This is a genomic window from Streptomyces flaveolus (assembly GCF_014648815.1).
Lineage (GTDB): Bacteria > Actinomycetota > Actinomycetes > Streptomycetales > Streptomycetaceae > Streptomyces > Streptomyces flaveolus.
In genome coordinates this window covers 39795-59976 of record NZ_BMRV01000002.1, presented here as the reverse complement: position 1 = coordinate 59976, position 20182 = coordinate 39795, and the positions used below count along the sequence as shown (strand labels likewise).

At 73.4% G+C, this 20182-nt stretch carries 16 protein-coding genes; 6 read left to right on the top strand and 10 right to left on the bottom strand.

Annotation, left to right across the window (positions count from 1 at the left end; genetic code table 11):
• The first annotated feature begins 95 nt into the window (after positions 1–95).
• Positions 96–2738, top strand: a complete 2643-nt coding sequence (locus IEZ05_RS04145) for an ATP-binding protein (protein WP_189228621.1) — start codon at positions 96–98, stop codon at positions 2736–2738.
• A gap of 76 nt (positions 2739–2814) precedes the next feature.
• Here the strand turns inward: IEZ05_RS04145 and nucS are convergent, their stop codons facing one another.
• Entirely contained in the window at positions 2815–3486 is a 672-nt protein-coding gene (gene nucS / locus IEZ05_RS04140; protein ID WP_189228620.1) for an endonuclease NucS, read from the bottom strand.
• A gap of 280 nt (positions 3487–3766) precedes the next feature.
• Here nucS and IEZ05_RS04135 point away from each other — a divergent pair, with 280 nt between their 5' ends.
• Positions 3767–4159, top strand: coding sequence for an SCO5389 family protein (locus IEZ05_RS04135; protein WP_189228619.1), 393 nt, complete (start codon positions 3767–3769; stop codon positions 4157–4159).
• A 114-nt stretch (positions 4160–4273) separates the two neighbouring features.
• On the opposite strand, the gene IEZ05_RS04130 is transcribed toward IEZ05_RS04135, so the two are convergent.
• A complete protein-coding gene (locus tag IEZ05_RS04130; protein WP_189228618.1) occupies positions 4274–5302 on the bottom strand; it encodes an LLM class flavin-dependent oxidoreductase in 1029 nt (342 codons plus the stop codon).
• Between the two features lie 201 nt (positions 5303–5503).
• Here IEZ05_RS04130 and IEZ05_RS04125 point away from each other — a divergent pair, with 201 nt between their 5' ends.
• Positions 5504–5836 (top strand): ATP/GTP-binding protein, encoded by a 333-nt coding sequence (locus IEZ05_RS04125; protein ID WP_189228617.1) that lies wholly within the window; start codon positions 5504–5506, stop codon positions 5834–5836.
• Between the two features lie 7 nt (positions 5837–5843).
• On the opposite strand, the gene IEZ05_RS04120 is transcribed toward IEZ05_RS04125, so the two are convergent.
• The 7 genes from IEZ05_RS04120 to mce all read right to left on the bottom strand — a co-directional run bounded on the left by IEZ05_RS04120 (position 5844) and on the right by mce (position 15768).
• Positions 5844–6713: an ABC transporter permease subunit gene (locus IEZ05_RS04120; protein WP_189228616.1), complete on the bottom strand. Its 870-nt coding sequence runs from the start codon at positions 6711–6713 to the stop codon at positions 5844–5846.
• Positions 6710–7972 (bottom strand): ABC transporter ATP-binding protein, encoded by a 1263-nt coding sequence (locus IEZ05_RS04115; protein WP_189228615.1) that lies wholly within the window; start codon positions 7970–7972, stop codon positions 6710–6712. The genes IEZ05_RS04120 and IEZ05_RS04115 overlap by 4 nt, the downstream gene beginning before the upstream one ends.
• A gap of 117 nt (positions 7973–8089) precedes the next feature.
• Positions 8090–8866, bottom strand: coding sequence for an ABC transporter permease (locus tag IEZ05_RS04110; RefSeq protein ID WP_189228614.1), 777 nt, complete (start codon positions 8864–8866; stop codon positions 8090–8092).
• Positions 8863–9870, bottom strand: a complete 1008-nt coding sequence (locus tag IEZ05_RS04105) for an ABC transporter ATP-binding protein (RefSeq protein WP_189228613.1) — start codon at positions 9868–9870, stop codon at positions 8863–8865. The genes IEZ05_RS04110 and IEZ05_RS04105 overlap by 4 nt, the downstream gene beginning before the upstream one ends.
• Positions 9871–9967: 97 nt before the next feature.
• A complete protein-coding gene (locus IEZ05_RS04100) occupies positions 9968–10903 on the bottom strand; it encodes a coiled-coil domain-containing protein (protein WP_189228612.1) in 936 nt (311 codons plus the stop codon).
• Positions 10904–11111: 208 nt separating this feature from the next.
• Positions 11112–15092, bottom strand: a complete 3981-nt coding sequence (gene scy, locus IEZ05_RS04095) for a polarized growth protein Scy (protein ID WP_189228611.1) — start codon at positions 15090–15092, stop codon at positions 11112–11114.
• 235 nt (positions 15093–15327) lie between these two features.
• Complete coding sequence (gene mce / locus IEZ05_RS04090) at positions 15328–15768, bottom strand: methylmalonyl-CoA epimerase (RefSeq protein ID WP_189228610.1); 441 nt, start codon at positions 15766–15768, stop codon at positions 15328–15330.
• Between the two features lie 149 nt (positions 15769–15917).
• Between mce and IEZ05_RS04085 the strand changes: the two genes are divergently transcribed.
• The 3 genes from IEZ05_RS04085 to IEZ05_RS04075 all read left to right on the top strand — a co-directional run bounded on the left by IEZ05_RS04085 (position 15918) and on the right by IEZ05_RS04075 (position 19598).
• Positions 15918–17123 (top strand): acetyl-CoA C-acetyltransferase, encoded by a 1206-nt coding sequence (locus tag IEZ05_RS04085; protein ID WP_189228609.1) that lies wholly within the window; start codon positions 15918–15920, stop codon positions 17121–17123.
• Positions 17124–17166: 43 nt separating this feature from the next.
• On the top strand, positions 17167–18123 hold the full coding sequence (gene meaB, locus IEZ05_RS04080) for a methylmalonyl Co-A mutase-associated GTPase MeaB (RefSeq protein WP_189228608.1): 957 nt from the start codon (positions 17167–17169) through the stop codon (positions 18121–18123).
• Positions 18124–18293: 170 nt separating this feature from the next.
• A complete protein-coding gene (locus IEZ05_RS04075; protein ID WP_189228607.1) occupies positions 18294–19598 on the top strand; it encodes an MFS transporter in 1305 nt (434 codons plus the stop codon).
• Here the strand turns inward: IEZ05_RS04075 and IEZ05_RS04070 are convergent.
• On the bottom strand, positions 19510–20169 hold the full coding sequence (locus IEZ05_RS04070; protein WP_189228606.1) for a PepSY domain-containing protein: 660 nt from the start codon (positions 20167–20169) through the stop codon (positions 19510–19512). The two genes, IEZ05_RS04075 and IEZ05_RS04070, sit on opposite strands and share 89 nt — an antisense overlap.
• Positions 20170–20182 lie beyond the last annotated feature (13 nt).

Below are 20182 nucleotides of genomic sequence, written 5' to 3'. Positions count from 1 at the left end.
CCGGACCAGAAGCGACAGCGCGGTGTGCGGCAAGGCCGGGAGGGGTGGTCCCGACCGGGGACCCGGCACACGACGCTTTTGGGGGGCTTGGACCTATGGACCCGAACAACCGGGGACCCGAGGAGCACGGCCACGACGGCAGCACGCCGCGCCCGCGCCCGCCCAGGGACCCCCTCACACCCGACTTCGGACAGCACACACCCGCGCTCGCCCGCACCGTGCAGCTGGTCTCCGGCGACTTCCTGCTCACCGTCAACCCCGTCGACGGCAGCGAGATCGAGGTCTGCCCGCCCGCCGAGCGGCCCGGCCGGCCGGAGAAGCTCACCGCGGCCGAACGCGCCGAACTGGACCGCGCCGCACGGCCGCCCGTCCCCCCGGGACCGGCGCGGCCCGCACTCGGGCTGCTGGCCCGTCAGGACGAACGCGAACGCCTGGCCCGACTGCTCGCCCGCGGCCGGTCGGTGCGCCTGACCGGCCCCGCCGGCTCCGGCCGCACCAGCCTCCTCGACGTCGTCGCCGAGGACTGCGCCGACCTCGCGCCCGACGGCGTGGTCCGCCTCAACGGCTTCCGCCGCACGGCCGACGACCTGCTGTACGACCTCTTCCACGCCGTGTACCGCGCACCCCTGCACCGGCCGGAACGGGAGGAACTGCTCGGCCTCGTCCGCGAGGTCGGCGCGGTCGTCGTCCTGGACGACGCGGAGTTCGGCGGCACCGCCCTCGACGAACTGCTGGACGCCACCCCCGAGTGCGCCTTCCTCATCGCCGCGACGCCGGACGTGCCCGCCCCCTCCGCCGGCTCCGCCGTCGAGGAGGTCTTCCTCACCGGCCTGGACCGCTCGGACGGCGTGGAGCTGCTGGAGCGCGCCGCCGGACGGCCCCTCACCGACGAGGAGGCCAACTGGGCAGGCGACCTCTGGTTCGAGTCCGAGGGCCTGCCGCTGCGCTTCGTGCAGGCCGGTGCGCTGCTGCGCCGGCGCGACCGGCTGCGGGCCGGCGCCGACGCCGTCGACGAGTTCGGCGTCTTCACCGACGCCCGCCCGGCCGACGAGGCGCCCTACGACGCCGCCGAGAGCGACGAGGTACCGCTGCCGTCCGTCGGTGAGGCCGCCGCGCCCGCGCCGCTGCTCGCCGCCCGGCTGAGCGCCTCCGCCCGCGCCGCCCTCCAGCTCGCCGTCGCCCTCGGCGGCGAGGTGCCGCACCAGGCGCACCTGCCCGCGCTGGTCGGCGACACCCACGCGGACGCCGCACTCGGCGAGCTGGCCGACTGCGGACTGGTCTCGCCGGTCGGCTCCCGCTACCGGCTCGCCGCCGGGGTGCTCGCCCAGCTGGAGAGCGCCGGATACGCCGACGACGCACGGGACAAGGCCCCGGCCACCGCCCGGCACTACGCCTGGTGGGCCGGTCACCCCTCGGTCACCCCCGAGCGCGTCTGCGCCGAGGCCGACGCCGTCCTGGCCGCCCTCGCCGTGCTGGTGCCGGCGACGGCCCCGCCCGGGGAGGACGAGGAGAGCCCCGCCGTCCAGCTGGCCCGCACCGCGGCCCCCGCGTTCGCCGCCGGGCTGCACTGGGGCGCCTGGGAACGTGCCCTGCGCTCCGGCGCCGAGGCCTCCCGGCTCGCCGGTGACGTCGCCGAACAGGCCTACTTCCACCACGAACTCGGCGTCCTCGCGCTGTGCGAGGGGCAGCTCGACCGGGCCCGCGCCGAGCTGGAGGCGTCCATCGGGCTGCGCGGCGCGCTCTCCGACAAGCGCGGCGCCGTCGCGGGCCGCCGTGCCCTCGCCCTGGTGGCGGACCGCTCCGGGGACACACCCGGCCTGGGTACCGGCGCGGGCACGCCCGCCGCGGGGGCCGCGCCCGGGGCCGTCGGCGCGGGACTCGGCACCGCCTTCGGCCCGACCGCGGGCGAGGAGGTGCCCGAAGCCCGGCACGAGGAGTCGGCGTCGCCGCCGGCCGGTGTGCCCGCGCCCTTCCCGCCGCTCCAGCCGTCCCCGCAGTCCCCGACGCTCGTCGTGCGCCGGGACGCGTCCCCCGGGCCCTCCCGCAAGGCGGGAGGCGGCATCAAGGGGCTCGCGCGGCGCAATCTGGTGGCCGCCGGCGCGGGCGCGCTGCTCGTCGCCGTGCTCGGCACGGTGGTGACGCTGGGCGCCACCTCCGAGAACGACGCGGGCACGCCCTCCGACCAGGTCGGCGTCAACCCGTCGGCCAGCCAGGGCGTCGACGACGGCAGCCTGGGCGCCGACCGGCCGAAGGACGACGGCAACGGCTCCGCGGACACCGGCGAGGCGACCGCCCGGCCGACCGACCCCGGCCCGGACGGCACCCTCGGCACCTCCGACGACCCGACGCCGAGCCAGACGCCCCGGCCGTCGGGCAGCGCGGGCGGCAGCAGCGGGCCCGGACGCCCGAGCGGCTCCGGCGAACCGAGCGCCTCGGGCGGGCCGACGAAGACGCAGCCGCCGACGTCGCCCGGGCCGTCCACGTCGCCGAAGCCGTCGGCGTCGTCCAAGCCGCCCACCGACCCGCCGTCGCAGACGCCCACGTCCGAGCCGCCCTCCGAGTCGCCGACGTCGGAGCCGCCCCCGCCGTCGACCCCGGAGACCTCCAACAGCGCGACCGGCCCCGGTACCACCCCGACCACCGCGAGCGCTCCCGTCAGCAGCCCCGCGACCGCCACGCAGAGCGGCACCGCGACCGGCGGCACGGGATCCGCTCCGGCGGCCGGGCAGATCATCTGAGGCGGTGACACGGGAGGGGCCGGGTCCGCACCGCGGACCCGGCCCCTCCCGCACGCGGGCTCGACGCCCGTACCGCTCAGAACAGCCGCAGCTTGTCGTCCTCGATGCCGCGCAGCGCGTTGTAGTCCAGCACCTGGCAGCCGATGCCGCGGTCGGTGGCCAGCACCCGGGCCTGCGGCTTGATCTCCTGGGCGGCGAAGACGCCGCGCACGGGGGCGAGATGGGGATCGCGGTTCAGCAGCTCCAGGTACCGGGTGAGCTGCTCCACGCCGTCGATCTCGCCACGCCGCTTGATCTCGATGGCGACGGTCCTCCCCTCGGCGTCCCGGCACAGGATGTCGACGGGCCCGATGGCCGTCGGGTACTCGCGGCGGATCAGGGTGTAGCCCTCGCCGAGGGTCTCGATGCGGTCGGCGAGCAGCTCCTGGAGGTGCGCTTCCACGCCGTCCTTGATCAGGCCGGGGTCCACGCCCAGTTCGTGCGAGGAGTCGTGGAGGATCTCCTCCATCGTGATGATGAGCTTCTCGCCCGCCTTGTTGACGACGGTCCAGACGCCCGCCTCGTCACCGGCGCCCTCCTTGAGGGTGCAGGGAGGCGACATCCAGTTCAGGGGCTTGTAGGCCCGGTCGTCGGCATGGATCGAGACGCTGCCGTCCGCCTTGACCAGAATCAGCCGGGGGGCCGAGGGGAGGTGGGCGGTGAGCCGTCCGGCGTAGTCGACGGAGCAGCGGGCAATGACGAGACGCATGGTCGGCAACGCTACTCGACGCGCCCGTCCCGACGCGATTCGGCTCCGCTCCCGGCGCCCGACGGAACGCCCCACTTCTCCCCTTGGGCCCGTGTTGCGCACTGGCCGATTGTGTGCGTACCGGATGATGCCCATCTGGGCATTCTCCTGGTGCCGTCACGATCGGTTGCTTACGGTATTGAACGGGAGGTCGCGAGGTGTGTACTCAGCGTGTCCGACATCGCGCGCTCCCTTCACTGTCCGGCAACCCCTGCTGGTCGGGGGTGCGAGAGGAGTACCCATGTCGCTCGACGTCTCACCGGCCCTACTCGAAAAGGCCGAGCGAGGCGAGGTCGACGAAGCAGAATTCGTCGACTGCGTCCGGACCTCCCTGCCCTACGCATGGGAGATGATCAGCTCCCTGGTGGCACAGCTGAAGGTCGACGGCGGAGCGTTCGCCGACAACCAGACGCCCCCGCCGGACGAGCAGGCGCGTGGTCAGCTCCTGCGTGCGCTCGCGAGTGACGCCATACGCGGTGCGCTGCAGCGGCACTTCGGGGTGCGGCTGGCCTTCCAGAACTGCCACCGGGTGGCGGTGTTCCCGTTGGACTCCTCCGTCGACGAGACGCTGACCCGTTTCACCTCGGTGCGCAGCCAGGTGCTGAACCAGTCGCCGGAATTCCGCGACTGCTGACGCGATGGTCGTCCGCTTGCCGCTCCGTACGCGGGAGGTGCAGTTCGTACCGGAGCGGCAAGCTTTCCGCCCGGACCTTCGCGGGTCCCGGGCGCCCGTCCGTCCCCGGCCCGATCAGCGGAGCTGGGGGAGTACCTCGGTCCCGAGGCGACGCACGTTCTCCTCGGTGGCCGCGAGGTCGCCGGAGCCCTCGACGAGCAGCGCGAAACGGGAGATGCCGGTCCGCTCGCTGGTCGCCGCGAGCCGGTCGGCGCACAGCCGGGGCGTGCCCACCGGGTGCAGTCCGCAGAGCAGTTCGGTGTACGCCAGCGGGTCGCGCATCTGCCGGGCGCGGCCGTCCACCGTGACATGGGCGCCCAGCCCCTGCCGCAGCCAGCCCGGCATCGCCTTGAGCAGCGTCTCCGCCGCGTCGGCGCGCCGGTCCGCGATCTGGCAGACACCGGCCGAGACATGGGCCGCGCCGTGGATCTCCGCGTCCGGACGGCCGGCGGCGCGGGCGTGCCGCCGCCACAGGGCGACCATCTCGGCCTTCTCCTCGTCCCCGACGTGCATCCCGAGCAGCATCGGCAGTCCCCGCTCGGCCGCCGTGCGCACGCTCGCCGGGGAGGTGCAGGCCACCACGACCTCCGGCCCCGGAGCCTCGGACAGGGCCTCCGAGGGCCGCGGGACGACGGGCACCTCACGAAACCGGAAGCGGTCCCCATGGGCGCCGACGGCCGGTTCGCGCAGCCAGCGCACCAGCAGATCGAGTGACTCCGGGAACCCCGTCTCGTACGCCTCCAGGCCTGCGCCGAACACCTCCAGGTCGACCCACGGGCCGCCGCGGCCCACGCCCAGCGAGAACCGGCCGCCGCTCGTGACGTGCAGCAGCGCGGCCTGCTCGCCGAGCGCCACGGGATGGACGGTGGGCAGCACGCTGACCGCCGTGCCGACCCGGATGCGGCGGGTGCGGCCCAGCAGCAGCGCGGCCAGCGTCACGGCCGACGGACACGTGCCGTACGGCACGAAGTGGTGCTCGGCCAGCCAGACCGTGTCGAGCCCCGACTCCTCGGCGACCTCGGCCGAGCGGACCGCGCGGTGCAGCGCTTCTCCCTGGCCCTGGCCCGGGAACTGGGCGCCCAACACGAAACTTCCAACGCGCATTGCTCTTCCTGCTTCCTCGGCTCCGACACGGAGCTCCCCCACAGGGCATAACCGTCCGACACGTGCCGAGGACACGGCCGGGCGAAGGGATTTGCGGATTGTCTGCAGAATCGGCCGTCACGGGAGGTCCGAAGGCGCCTCGTCCGCGCCGCGTAGGCTGGACGCGGTCCGTAACTCCTGTATAGCTCCGTGAGGTGTCCTGTGTCCCCGCGTCGCAACCGACCCAAGGGAGCCGGCGTGCCCGGCCGGAGCGCCGAGGACGACGGCTCCGGCCGCTACGGCGGCTGGCAGTCGTCGGAGAGCTGGCAGGGCGAGGACTGGAGCGTACGGCACGTCGCGGGCGCGAGCGCGCAGGGGAAGGCGTACCGCTGCCCCGGCTGCGACCAGCTGATTCCGGACGGCGTCCCGCACGTGGTGGCCTGGCCGGCGCACTCGGGCGTCGACGACCGCCGGCACTGGCACAAGTCCTGCTGGAACGCGAAGGACCGCCGCACCACGCGGGTGCAGCGGTCCCGTAACGCGCCGAGGTTCTGAGCGCCGCTCAGACGTCCCGCTTCTGGAGCAGGGCGAAGGCACCGGCGAACACGGCGGCCGTCACCACGAGCATGATCCACAGCGGGTCCCAGCCGGACGGGCCGGACTCCGTGAGCGAGTTGGTGTAGAAGATGCTCATCTGGTTCGGGATCGAGTACTCGAACAGGGCGGTGCGCACGTCCTCCAGGGACCGCGAGAACATGAACAGCGCGATCACCAGCGGCGCGAGCACGGCCCCGATCATGAGGGTGATGGCCCCCGCCGAGTGCCGGACGACGGAGCCGACGGCGAGCGAGACCAGCCCGAGCAGCGCGACGTAGAACGAGACGCCCACGGTGCCCTTCAGCCACTCCTCGCCGGAGGGCGACACCGCGCCGTGGTCCTCCAGCAGGGCCACGTGCAGCAGGGCGACCAGCGTCGCGGACACCAGCGTCACCACGAACGCGACCAGGAAGAAGACGATCGCCTTCGCGGCGAGCACCCGGCCGCGGCTGGGGCAGGCGGTCATCGTCGTGCGGATCATGCCGGTCCCGTACTCCGAGGCGGTGGTCAGCACGCCGAGCGTGATGACGCACATGCTGCCGAGCAGCAGACCGAAGAAGCCGAGGCTGAGCGCGCTCTCGCCGGACGCGTCCGTGGTGGAGTTCGCCACCACCACTCCGGTCAGCGTGCCGATGCCGAGGACCAGCAGGACGAACACGCCCAGCGTCCACATCGTCGAGCGCACCGACCTGATCTTGGTCCACTCGGAGGCCAGCGCGTGCCCGAGATGCGTGCGCACCACCGGGATCGGAGAGGTGTAGGTGGGGTACGGCGAACCGGGCGCCGCCTGCCACTCGGGTGCGGCCTGCGGCATCGGGGACTGGGGCGTGCTCATCGGGCGTCCTCGGACTGGATCGGGTCGGTGACGGGCGCGGGGGCGGGAGCCGGGGCGGCGGGAGCGGGCGAGGGGGCGTCCGGAGGAGTCGCGGGGGCCGCCGGGGACGGCTGCGCGTACGGGTTGTCCGACGGCGTGCCGGCCGCGGGCGCGGCGGGTGCGGCCGGGCCGCCGTACGGGCCCGCGGGGGCCTGGCCGGGCGGGCCCTGCGGCGCGGGCGCGGGCTGACCGCCCGGGTGGGGCGGCGGCGGGGCGTACCAGCCGGGCTGGCCCTGCCCGGGCACCGGCATCGCCGGCTGCGCGCCGGGCGGCAGCGGCTGCTGGAGCCCGGCCTTCTGGTCGATGGTCGACCGGTAGTCGACGGCGCCCTGTGTCATCCGCATGTACGCCTCCTCCAGCGAGGCCTGGTGCGGCGACAGCTCCCACAGCCGTACGTCGGACTCGTGCGCGATGTCGCTGATCCGGGGCAGCGCCAGGCCGGTCACCCGCAGCGCCCCGTCCTGCTCGGGGAGCACGTGCCCGCCCGCCTCGGTCAGTGCGGACGTCAGCTTCTCGCGCAGCTGCGGATCGGTGTCCGGCGTGCGCACCCGCGCGAAGTCGGCGGAGTTCGCCGAGATGAAGGCCGTCACGCTCATGTCGGCGAGCAGCTGGCCGCGCCCGATGACGATCAGGTGGTCGGCGGTCAACGCCATCTCGCTCATCAGGTGCGAGGAGACGAAGACCGTACGGCCCTCGGCCGCGAGCGCCTTCATCAGGTTCCGCACCCAGAGGATGCCCTCGGGGTCCAGGCCGTTGACCGGCTCGTCGAAGAGGAGCACCTGGGGGTCGCCGAGCAGCGCGGCGGCGATGCCGAGCCGCTGGCCCATGCCGAGGGAGAAGCCCTTGGAGCGCCGCTTGGCCACGTCCTGGAGGCCGACCACGCCGAGCACCTCGTCCACGCGCCGGGCGGGGATGCCCGACAGCTGGGCCAGGCTCAGCAGGTGGTTGCGGGCGGACCGGCCGCCGTGCACGGCCTTGGCGTCGAGCAGCGCGCCGACCTGGCGGGGGGCGTTGGGGAGCCTGCGGTACGGGTGGCCGCCGATCGTCACGTGTCCCGCGGTCGGGTTGTCCAGGCCGAGGATCATGCGCATCGTCGTCGACTTGCCGGAGCCGTTGGGTCCGAGGAAGCCGGTGACGGCACCGGGCCGCACCTGGAAGGACAGGTTGTACACAGCGGTCTTGTCGCCGTAGCGCTTGGTCAGGCCGACTGCCTCGATCATGCTCCGCACCCATCGAAAGGTTCAGGACAGCGGGGCACACGCCCCCGTAAGGGTTAGGAGGATATCGAGGCGCTGACGGTTCCCCTCAAGTCCAGGTAAAAAAACCGGCCGCCCTTCCTAGGCGTCCCGCCGCTTCAGCACGAGGTAGCCGCCGACGAGCGCCGCCACCACCCACAGCGCCATGATCCCGAGGCCGCCCCACGGGCCGTACGGGGTGTCGTCGTCGAGCGGTGTCACCACCTGCATGATCTTGCTGCCGGCCTGGTCCGGCAGGAACTGGCCGACCTTCTTGGTCACGTCGACGTTGCCCAGGATGTTGGAGATCAGGAAGAAGAACGGCATCAGGATGCCGAGCGACAGCATCGGTGAGCGCAGCATCGCGGCGACACCCATCGAGAACATCGCGATGAGGGTCATGTAGAGGCCGCCGCCGATGACCGCCCGCAGCACGCCCGGATCGCCGATCGACGCCTTGAGGTCGCCGAGCATCGCCTGCCCGAGGAAGAAGGCGACGAAGCTGGTGATCATGGCGACGACGAAGGCGAGACCGGTGGCCACGGCGATCTTGCTGAACAGGAAGGTGCCGCGCTGCGGCACGGCCGCCAGCGAGGTGCGGATCATGCCGGAGCTGTACTCGTTCGCCACCACCAGCACCCCGAAGACGATCATCGCGAGCTGACCGAGACTCATCCCGGCGAAGCTGATGAAGGTCGGGTCGAAGGAGAGCCGGTCCCGCTCGCTCATGTCGCCGAACTCGTTCTTCGACAGGGCCGAGATCAGCATGCCGAGGGCGACGGTGACGACCACGGCCAGGGACAGCGTCCACACCGTGGAAGCCACCGACCGGATCTTGGTCCACTCGGACCGGACGACCTGTGTCGCGGCCGTGCTCATCGCTGCCTCCAGTCGCTGCCCCACTGCTGTGCCCGCTGCTGTCCGCCCCGCTGTCCGCCCGGCTCCGCCCCTGCTCCGGGCGCCGCCCCGAGCGGCTGCCCGTCGTGCGCGTGGTACTCCACCGACTCCGCCGTCAGCTGCATGAACGCCTCCTCCAGCGAGGCCCGCTGCGGGCTCAGCTCGTGCAGCACGATCTGGTTCCGCGCCGCCAGTTCGCCGATCGCCTCCGACTTGTCGCCGTCCACCTCCAGGACCTCGGCGCCGCTCTCGACGACCGTGATCCCCGCGCCGTGCAGCACGTCGAGCAGCCGCTCCCGCTGCGGGGTGCGGATCCGGACGTAGCTGCGCGAGTTCTCCTCGATGAACTCGGCCATCGAGGTGTCCGCCAGCAGCCTGCCCTGGCCGATGACGACCAGATGGTCGGCGGTCAGCGCCATCTCGCTCATCAGATGGGAGGAGACGAAGACCGTACGGCCCTGGGCGGCCAGCGTCTTCATCAGATTGCGGATCCAGTGGATGCCCTCGGGGTCCAGGCCGTTGACCGGCTCGTCGAACATCAGGATCCGGGGGTCGCCGAGCAGCGCGCCGGCGATGCCGAGCCGCTGGCCCATGCCGAGCGAGAAACCCTTGGCCTTCTTCTTCGCGACCGCCGTCAGACCGACGGTGTCCAGCACCTCGTGGACCCTTCGGGGCGGGATCCCGTTGGCCTGCGCCAGGCACAGCAGATGGTTGTAGGCGCTGCGTCCGCCGTGCATCGCCTTGGCGTCCAGCAGGGCGCCGATGTAGGTGAGCGGGTCCTTCAACTGGTCGTAGCGGCGGCCGTCGATGCGGACGTCGCCGGCGGTGGGCCGGTCCAGGCCCAGCACCATCCGCATGGTGGTCGACTTGCCCGCACCGTTCGGCCCGAGGAAGCCGGTGATGATGCCGGGTCTGACGGTGAACGTGAGGTTGTTGACCGCCACCTTCTCGCCGTACCGCTTGGTCAGCCCCTCGAGCTCGATCATGCGGCCCACGCTAGAACGGGACGAAGCCCCCTGCCACCCCAGTGGCAGAAGGCTTCGACCGTGTTCTGCTCTTGTCCGGCCGGACCGTGTCCCGGCGTCAGCGGGACTGCTGGGCCGGCACCCCGCGGGAGACCGGCTCGTCCTCGGCCGGCGTGCCGGCGGCGGCCACCGCGGCGCCCGTGAGGGTCGCCAGCATCTCGCGCACGTTGGTCAGCTGCGCGTTGATGGAGTCGCGGCGGTTGGTGAGGGCGGCGAGCTCGCGCTCCGACTCGGAACGGATGCGGTCGGCCTTGGCGTTGGCGTCGGCCACGATGTCCTCGGCCTGACGCTGCGCCGTCTCGACGGTCTGGCGGGCGCGGCGCTCGGCGTCCGTGCGCAGCTTCTCCGCCTCCAGGCGCAGCTGCTCCGCGCGGTGCTCGATCTCCGCGAGGCGCTTCTCGGCCTTGGCCTGACGGGAGGCCAGGTCGCGCTCGGACTGCTCGCGGCGCTTGGCCAGGTTCGTCTCGAAGTCGGCGGCGGCCTGCGCGGCCTTGGCGCGGGTCTCCTCGAAGAGGGCGTCCGCCTCCTCGCGCTTGGACTGCGCGTCCTTCTGCGCCTCGGAACGCAGCTGCGACGCGTCGCTCTTGGCCTTCTCGACGATCCGGACGCCCTCGTCCTCGGCCTTGGCCTTGCGCTCCGCGGCGTACGACTCGGCGTCGTTGCGCACCTGCTGGGCCGCCGACTCGGCGAGCTCGCGGTGCTGCTCGGCCGCGCGCCGGGCCTCCTCCCGCAGGTCCTTCGCCTCCTCCTCGGCGAGGCGCAGGATCTTCTCGACCCGCGCACCGAGTCCGGCGTACGACGGCTCGGCGTCGTTGACCTGGGCCTGGGCGTTCTGGGTCTCGAGGTGGAGCTCCTCGATGCGCTTTTCCAGAGCGGTGATGCGGGAGAAAGCGCTGTCGCGATCAGAAATGATCTTGGAGATGTACTCGTCCACCTGAGCGCGGTCGTACCCACGCCGCACGTGCTCGAAGCCGTAGGGGGAAGTGTCGCTCATGGGGTTCCTGTCGAAAGAGACCGGGTGAGGTGATAGAGGGAATCCTAGGCGCCAATGCGGTGTGTCATCGAGCGGATGCGTGTTTGATCTGGAGAATGACACCTCTTTTGAGTGGCTAACACACGGACGGCTTGCCAAAGTTCAGGTCAAAGGTCAAGACGGAGGGTGAGGCAGAGCCTTCCAGGAGACACGGAAACCACCCCGCACGCTAGCCGTCTGACGACTTGCCACCCGAACGGGGGGCGCCGACCGTCGCACCGGCCTTCACTCCGCTGTCCTTGCCGCCCGCCGGGGCCTCGAAGGACTCCAGCGCCTCCAGCACGTCCTGCACCCGCGAGATCTCCGCGTTGATGTCCTCGCGGCGCCGCACCAGGATCTCCAGCTCGCGCTTGCCCTCCTCGACCGTGCGCCGGGCCTCCCGGACCGCCTCGGCCTTGAGCTCCTCGGCCTCCCGGACCAGCGAGGCCTTCTTCTGCTCGGCCTCCTTCAGCAGCCCCTCGGCCTTCTTGACGGCGGCGATGCGCACCTTGCCGGCCTCGGAGTTGGCCTCCGACACCAGCTCCTTGGCCTTCGCCTCCGCCTTGGCGAGCTGCTCCTCGGCGGCCTTGATGAGCGCGTCGCACCGGTCGCCGGCCGACTTCATCGTCTCGGCGGCCTCGCGGCGGGCCCGCTCGTGCAGCTCCTCGATCTCGGAGGTGAGGCGCTCGCGCAGCTCCTCCGCCCGCTCCCTTATGGCCGTCGCGTCCCGCCGGGCACCGACGAGCAGCTCGTCCGCGTCCGCACGGGCCTTCTCCACCCGGGTGTTGCCCTCGACCGTCGCCTCGGCGACGATCCGGTCGGCCTCCGTACGGGCCGCGCCGACCATCGTGTCGGCCTGCGACTCGGCGTCCGCGGTGGTCTTCTGGGCCTGCTGCTGGGCCTCGGTGAGCAGCTTGTCGGCCTCGGCCGTGGTCTCCGTGATGAGCGTGTCGACCTGCTCGGCCGCCTCCGAACGCCGCTTGTTGGCGTCCTTGCGGGCCTCGTCCAGGGTGCGCTCGGACTCCTCGCGGGCGGCCGTCGTGACCCGTTCGGCCTCCGCCGCCGCCTCGGCCTTGAGCCGCTCCGCCTCGGTGCGGATCCGCTCGGCGTGCTGCTGCGCGGAGCCGACCGCCTCGGCGGCCTCGGCCCGCAGCCGCTCCGCCTCCCCGCCGGCCTCCGACAGCAGCCGTTCCGCCTGGGCGCTCGCCTCGGCCCGGACCCGGTCGGCCTCGGCGACCGACTCCGTGCGCAGCCGCTCCGCCTCACCGGCCGCCTCCGAGCGCAGCCGCTCGGCCTCGGCCGCCGCCTCGGTGCGGACCCGCTCCGCCTCCGCGACCGTCTCCGTGCGGATCCGGTCGGTCTCGGCGGCCGTCTCCGTGGTGAGCCGCTCGGCCTCGGACCGAGCCTCCGTGATCAGGGTGTCCGCCTGCGTCGCCGCGTCGGAACGGATGCGGTTGGCGTCCTCGCGGGCGTCCGCCCGGGTGCGCGCCGCGCTCTGCTCCGCCTCGGCGATCGTGTCCGACGCCTCCGTGCGCACCCGCTGGGCGTGCTCGGACACGTCCGCGCGGATCCGGTCGGCCTCCGCGATCGCGTCGGACATCGTGCGCTCGGCCAGCGCCTTGGCGGCCTCCGACTCCTCCTGCGCCTCGCGGCGCAGCCGGCCGGCGTCCTCGCTGGCCCGCTCCCGCTCCGCGTAGGCGTCGGCGCGGACCCGGTCCGCCTCCTCCTCGGCCTCGCGCCGGGTGCGCTCCGCCGCGTGCTCGGCGGCGCTGCGCAGCCCGGTGATCTCCTCCTGGGCCTGCTCGTGCAGCCCGGCGACCGACTCCCGTACCTGCTGGGCGTGCTGCTCGGCGGCCGACACCATCTCGGTCGCGCGCCGGTCGGCCTCCTCGACCAGCCGGGTCGCCTCGGCCTGCGCCTCCTCCACGCGGTTGCGCGCCGAGGCCAGCAGTTCCTCGCTCTGCTCGCGGGCCCGCTCGCGCTCCTGGTCCGCCTCCTGCCGGGCGGCACCCAGCAGCTCCTCGGCCTCGCGGCGGCGCCGGACGGCCTCCTCCTGGGCGGCGGCCAGCGTCTCGGACGCCTCGGCGGCGATGCGCTCGGCGGCGGCCTGCGCCTCCGCCCGCACCCGGTCCGCGCTCTCCTGCGCCTCCGACTTCAGCCGCTCCGCCTCGCTCGCGGCCTCCGACCGCAGCCGTACGGCGACGGCCTCGCCCTCCGCGCGGAACGCGGAGGCGTCGGCGGCCGCCTCGGTGCGCAGCCGCTCGGCCTCCGTCTCGGCCTGCTGCTGGAGCGCGCGGATCCGCTCCGCGGCCTCCGTGCGCAGCCGCTCGCTCTCCTCGGCGGCCTCGCGGCGGATCCGCGCGCCCTCCTCACGGGCCTCGGTCAGCGCCTGCTCGGCGGCGCTCCGGCGCTCCTCCGCCTCGCCGTGCAGCCGCGTCAGCTCCTCGGCGGCCTCCGCCTGCCGGGCCTCCACGGCCCGCTCGGTCTCCTCGCGCAGCTCGCGGGCGGCACGCTCGGCGTCCGCCTGGAGCTCCTCGGCGCGCTCGGCGGCCTCCGCGCGGTGCCGCTCGGCCTCGGCGCGGGTGCGCTCCAGCGTCTCCTCGGCCTGGCGGCGCAGGGTCGTCGCCCGCTCGATCGCCTCGGTGCGGACCTTCTCGCTGTCCGCGGTGGCCGTCTGCCGCAGCTCGTCGGCGTCCGCCTTGGCCTTGGCGAGCAGCTCCTCGGCGGTCTTCGCCGCCTCCTCGATCTGCGCCACGGCCTCCTTGCGGGCCTCGGCGCGGATCTTCTCGCCCTCGGCGACCGCGTCGGCGCGCAGCTGCTCGGCCTCGCCGCGCAGCCGGCGCGCCTCCTCCTGGAGCTCGACCGTCTTGGCGCGGTACTCCTTGGTGTCGTCCTTCGCCGCGCCCTTGAGCTCCTCGGCGATGTCGTGCGCCTCGGCCCGCAGCCGGTCGGCCTCCGCCTCGGCCTCGGTGCGGATCCGCTCGGCCTCCTCGACGGCGGCCTTCGTGGTCCGCTTGGCCTCCTCGGACGCCTTGTTCAGGACGTCCTCGGCGGTCTTGGCGGCCTTGGACAGCTGGGTGGCCGACTCCTCGGCGGTGACCGTACGGGCCTTCTCGGCGGCCTCGGCGACGATCTTCTCGGCCTCGGCGCGGGCGTCCGCGACCAGCTGCTCGGCCTCGGCCTTGGTGGTCTCGGCGTCCTTGGTGGCCTCGCTGACCAGCCGGGCGACCTGCTCCTTGGCCGTTCGCGTGCGCTGCTCGTTGGCCGACTCGGCGCTCGCGAGGGTCTTGGCCGCGGACTCCTTGGCCTCGGCGACCAGTTTCTCGGCCTCGGTCTGCGCCTTGCGCAGCGCCTCCTCGGCCTCGCTCATGCGCTGCTCGGCGGTCCGGCTCAGCTCCTGGGCCTGCCGGCGCGCGGACTCCGACTCGCTCGCCGTGGAGCTGCGCAGCTGCTCGGCGTGGTCGGTGGCCTCCTGCGCCTGCGTGGAGGCGGCGTTCAGCAGCCGTTCGGCGTCCGCGCGGGCGCGGCGCAGGAGCTGCTCGGCCTCGGCGCGCGCCGTCTCGGCGTCGTTGCGCAGCCGCTGGCGGGCCTCGGAGGTCAGCCGTTCGGCCTCCGCGCGGGCCGCGGCCAGGGCCTGCTCGGCCTCGGCGCGGGACTCGTCGAGCAGCCGGCGGGCCTGCTGCTCCGTGCGGGCGCGCAGCTGCTCCGCCCAGGCCACGTTCTCGTTGACGTGCGACTCGACGGTCTGCCGGCGCTCGGCCAGCTCCTGGTCGAGCTGCTGGCGCCGGGTCACCGCCTCCTGGTGCAGCTCGGCCTGGAGCCGGGCGGCCTGCTCGGCGTGCTCCTGGAGGATGCGCTGGGTCTGCGCGCGGGCCTGGCTCAGCTCCCGCTCGGCGTCCGCGCGCAGCTGGTCCGCCTGCACCTGCGCGTTGCGCAGCAACTGCTCGGCCTGGTACCCGATGTCGCCGCCGTCGAAGGCGGGCCGGGACATGATGGTGCGCCGCGCCTCGTGCAGCTTGGCGCGCAGCACCTCGACCTGGTAGCCGAGGTCCTCGGCGTGCTGGATCGCCTTTTCCCGCTCGGTCTTCAGCCGCTTCATCTCGGCCTCGAACCGAGAGAGGTGGTCGACGTCAGCCGCCGGCTCTCGCTCCTGGCTCTCGTAGCCCCGCACTGCGCGGTCCCATCCGTCCCCTGGTCGCAAATCCCTTAGAACGGGCTCCGTCCGTCCACCGAACGGGGCCCCCGGGGGAATGGTGTCAGATCAACGGCGGAGCACGGGCTGCTGCCCCGTCGCTCGCCCCCCGAAACACGGACCCCGGCGGTCCCGGCGCCGACGACGACAGGACCGGGTCACCCTGGACTGAGCGGCGACCGCACCCAACCCTACCGGCCCTTATGTACGAGGGTCAGTGCTCAGGTGACTCAACGGCCGCCGAAGTGACCAGTTCTGTCAGGACGCCATGGCAGTCCTTGGGGTGCAGGAAGGTGATCCGCGACCCCATGGAACCGCGCCGGGGCTCGTCGTACAGCACGCGTACGCCCTTCTCGCGGATGTCCGCGGCGTCCGCGTCGACGTCCGCCGTGCCGAAGGCGATGTGGTGGACGCCCTCCCCGTTCTTCGCCAGCCACTTGCCGACCGCGGAGTCCTCCCGGGTCGGCTCCAGCAGCTGGAGGTACGAGGCACCGCCGTCCGACGTATCGTTGATCTTGAGCATGGCCTCGCGCACGCCCTGTTCCTCGTTGACCTCGGTGTGGAACACCTCGAAGCCGTAGGTGGCACGGTAGAAGTCGACGGTCGCGTCGAGGTCGTGGCAGGCGATTCCGATGTGGTCGATTCGCGTCAGCATGGAATCAGTGCAGCGCGGCGGAGGTGGTTGCGCAACGTGCGGGCGATCACACCGACAGCACAGTGACGGGCGGGATACCGCTCAGTACATTCGAGTAAACCCTCGTTCACTCCTCGGCCTGTGCGGGCCGGAAAAGGGGATCGCAGCTCATGTCTTCTGCAACGAACGGCACGACCTCCGTCATCGTCGCGGGTGCCCGCACCCCGATGGGGCGGCTGCTCGGCTCGCTGAAGTCCTTCTCCGGGGCCGACCTCGGCGGCTTCGCGATCAAGGCCGCCCTCGACCGTGCGGGGATCGGCGGCGACCAGGTCCAGTACGTGATCATGGGGCAGGTGCTCCAGGCCGGCGCCGGCCAGATCCCGGCCCGCCAGGCCGCCGTCAAGGCCGGCATCCCCATGAACGTCCCGGCGCTCACCGTCAACAAGGTGTGCCTCTCCGGCCTCGACGCCATCGCGCTCGCCGACCAGCTGATTCGCGCCGGCGAATTCGACGTGGTCGTGGCCGGCGGCCAGGAGTCCATGACCAACGCCCCGCACCTGCTGCCCAAGTCCCGCGACGGCTACAAGTACGGCGCGGTGCAGATGCTCGACGCCATGGCGCACGACGGTCTGACCGACGCCTTCGAGAACATCGCCATGGGCGAGTCGACGGAGAAGCACAACACCCGCCTCGGCATCGCCCGTCCGGAGCAGGACGAGATCGCCGCCCTGTCCCACCAGCGCGCCGCCGCCGCCCAGAAGAACGGCATCTTCGAGGCCGAGATCACCCCGGTCGAGATCCCGCAGCGCAAGGGCGACCCGGTGCTGTTCAGCAAGGACGAGGGCATCCGCGGCGACACCACCGCCGAGTCCCTCGGCAAGCTCCGCCCGGCCTTCTCGAAGGACGGCACCATCACCGCCGGCTCCTCCTCGCAGATCTCCGACGGCGCCGCCGCCGTGGTCGTCATGAGCAAGGCCAAGGCGCAGGAGCTCGGCCTGGAGTGGATCGCCGAGATCGGCGCCCACGGCAATGTGGCCGGCCCCGACAACTCATTGCAGTCGCAGCCGTCCAACGCCATCCAGCACGCCCTGAAGAAGGAGGGCCTGGAGGTCGGCGACCTCGACCTGATCGAGATCAACGAGGCGTTCGCGGCCGTCGCCGTGCAGTCGATGAAGGACCTCGGCGTATCCACCGAAAAGGTGAACGTCAACGGCGGCGCCATCGCCCTGGGCCACCCGATCGGCATGTCCGGCGCCCGGCTCGTCCTGCACCTGGCGCTGGAGCTGAAGCGGCGCGGCGGCGGCGTCGGCGCGGCGGCGCTGTGCGGCGGCGGCGGCCAGGGCGACGCGCTGATCGTCCGGGTGCCCAAGGCCTGACCCCCCTTCTCCTCACGTACGCGCTAATCGGAACGGAGCTGTGATGCAGGACGTCTCCTCACTGGTCGCCCAGGCCAGGGAAGGCCGGCCGCGGGCCGTGGCCCGGCTGATCTCCCTGGTGGAGGGGGCGTCCCCGCAGCTCAGGGAGGTCATGGCGGCCCTCGCGCCGCTCACCGGGGGCGCGTACGTGGTGGGCCTGACGGGCTCGCCGGGCGTCGGCAAGTCGACGTCCACCTCGGCGCTGGTCACGGCGTACCGCAAGCAGGGCAAGCGGGTCGGCGTCCTGGCCGTCGACCCGTCCTCGCCGTTCTCCGGCGGCGCCCTGCTCGGCGACCGGGTCCGGATGTCGGAGCACGCCTCCGACCCCGGCGTCTACATCCGTTCCATGGCCACCCGCGGCCACCTCGGCGGCCTCGCCTGGGCCGCGCCGCAGGCCATCCGCGTGCTGGACGCGGCGGGCTGCGACGTGATCCTCGTCGAGACCGTCGGCGTCGGCCAGTCCGAGGTCGAGATCGCCTCGCAGGCCGACACCTCCGTCGTCCTCCTCGCCCCCGGCATGGGCGACGGCATTCAGGCCGCCAAGGCCGGAATCCTGGAGATCGGCGACGTCTACGTCGTCAACAAGGCCGACCGCGACGGCGCGGACGCCACCGCCCGCGAGCTCAACCACATGCTGGGCCTCGGCGAGGCCCGCGCCGCCGGGGACTGGCGCCCGCCCATCGTCAAGACGGTCGCCGCGCGCGGCGAGGGCGTCGACGAGGTCGTCGAGGCGCTGGAGAAGCACCGCGCCTGGATGGAGGAGCGGGACGTGCTGGCCGAGCGCCGCCGGGCCCGCGCCGCCCGCGAGGTCGAGACGATCGCCGTCACCACCCTGCGCGAGCGCATCGGCGACCTGCACGGCGACCGGCGCCTCGGTGCGCTGGCCGACCGGATCGTGTCGGGCGAACTGGACCCGTACCGCGCCGCGGACGAGCTGGTGACGGGGCTGACGCAGGGCTGACCCACGGCTGACGCGGACCGGAAAAGGTCTGGCCGGTCCGCGCAGCCCGCTGCTAACTTGACGCGCGTGTTCCTCCTCTTGGCCTAGGGCCCGCCCCGCACGCGACCGCCGCATCCGGCCGTCGCGGGCTTCGGCGTCCCCTTGTCGCCTCCCTCCCGAGGAACCTTCGCGTGTCCACGCCCACTCCGCGGCCCTCGTACGCCGCCGTCCTCCGCGTCCCCCATGCCCGCCGCACGTTCGCGGCCGCCCTCGTCGGGCGGCTGTCGTACGGCACGGTCGGTCTCGCCCTGATGCTCTCCGTGACCCGGGCCACCGGGTCGTACGCCGTCGCCGGCACGGTCATGGCGCTGTTCGGCGCCACGAGCGTCTTCCTGTCCCCCTACCGGGCCGGCCTGGTCGACCGGCACGGCCCGCGCCGGGCCCTGCTCCCCATGGCGCTGCTGTACGCCGCCCTGCTCTGCCTTCTGGCGGCGGCCTGCGGCCGTCCCGGCACGCCCTCGGCCGTCCTCGTGGTGACCGCCGCCCTCACGGGAGCCTGCACGCCCCCGCTCGGTCCCACGATGCGCGCGGTGTGGGCCGGGTTGCTGCCCGACCGGCGGATGCTCCAGCGCGCCTACAGTCTGGACGGCGTCGCCGAGGAACTGCTCTTCGTCTCGGGCCCGCTCCTGGTCGGCGTGGTGGTCGGCGTCGCCCCGCCGGCCGCCGGTGTGCTGCTCAGCGCGCTGCTGGTGGCGGCGGGCACCCTCGCCTTCGCCACGTCACCGGCGGCCGGCGCGCTGCGGACGGCGGGCGGCACGAAGGAGGACGCCGCCCGGGTTGCAGCAGGGCACGGCCGCGCCCTGCTGCAACCCGTCGTGGTCACCGCGGGCGTCGGGGTCGCGGTGAGCGCCGTGGACCTGCTGGTCGTCGCCTTCGCCGGGCAGCGCGGCCTCGGGGGCGGCACCGTCGCCTGGGTGCTCGCGGCCCTGTCGGTGGGCAGCGCGGTCGGCGGTCTGCTCAACGGCGCCGTCACCTGGAAGTCGGCCGCCCGCGCCCGGCTCCCGTTCCTCGCGGCCGGCCTCGGCCTCTGCCTGGCCGCCGCCGGCCTCGCCCCCGGCGTCGGCACCCTGGTCGCGGCCGTCGTCTGCGCGGGGCTGTTCGTGGCGCCGGCGCTGACGACGGCGTACCTGATCGCCGACGAGAGCGTGCCGCCCGGCTTCCGGAACCGGGCGGGCGCCTGGGTCAACACCGCCGTGAACGCCGGGATGTCCGGCGGTGCCGCGGCGGTGGGCCTGCTGGTGGAACGGCTGCCGCTGCCGGTGTGCTTCGCGGTGGCCGGCGCCGTCGCCGGGGCGGTGGCCCTGGTGCCGGGCCGCCACGGCCGGTCGGCCGGGTGGGCGGGGCTGCTCAGTCGTCGTCCGAGCCGGAGTCGTCCGAGCCGGAGTCCGAGCCCTCCGAGTCGTCCGAGCCCGAGTCGTCCGGGCGATCGGCCGTGACCTTGCCGGTCTTCCCATCCACCCGCCAGTCCTGCTCGGCCTTGCCCGAGGTGCGGGTCTCGACCTCCCAGGCGGCCCTGCCGTCGCCGTGGTCGCCGTCGTCGTCCAGCTCCACCGAGGTCACGGTGCCGTGGCCGGCCGCGGCACGGGCGGCCTCGGCGGCGTCCACGGAGGTGCCCTTCAGCGCGGCCCGCACCTCGGCGGTGTCGTCGGTGTCGTCGGTGTCGTCCTCATCCTCCGTCTGCGAACCGAGGACCTTGCCGGACGACGGGTCGATCCGGACGCTGTGCCAGGTGCCGTCCCCGGCGAGGACGTCCACCTCCCACGCGGCGCGCTCACCTTCGTCGTCGCCGTCCTCGTCGTCGAGTTCGGCGGAGACGGCGGTGCCCGGCGCCTCCCGCAGCGCGGAGGCGAGGGCGTCGCCGGCCGGGACCTTCACCGAGGTCACCCGGGCGCCGTCATCGCCCCGGTGGGCCGAGTCGTCGTCCCCTGTGGTCGCCAGGGCCGTCGCCGTGCCGCCTCCGACGAGTGCGGCGGCGGTGACGGCGGCGATCACGATGTTGCGCTTCATGCGGTTCCTCCCG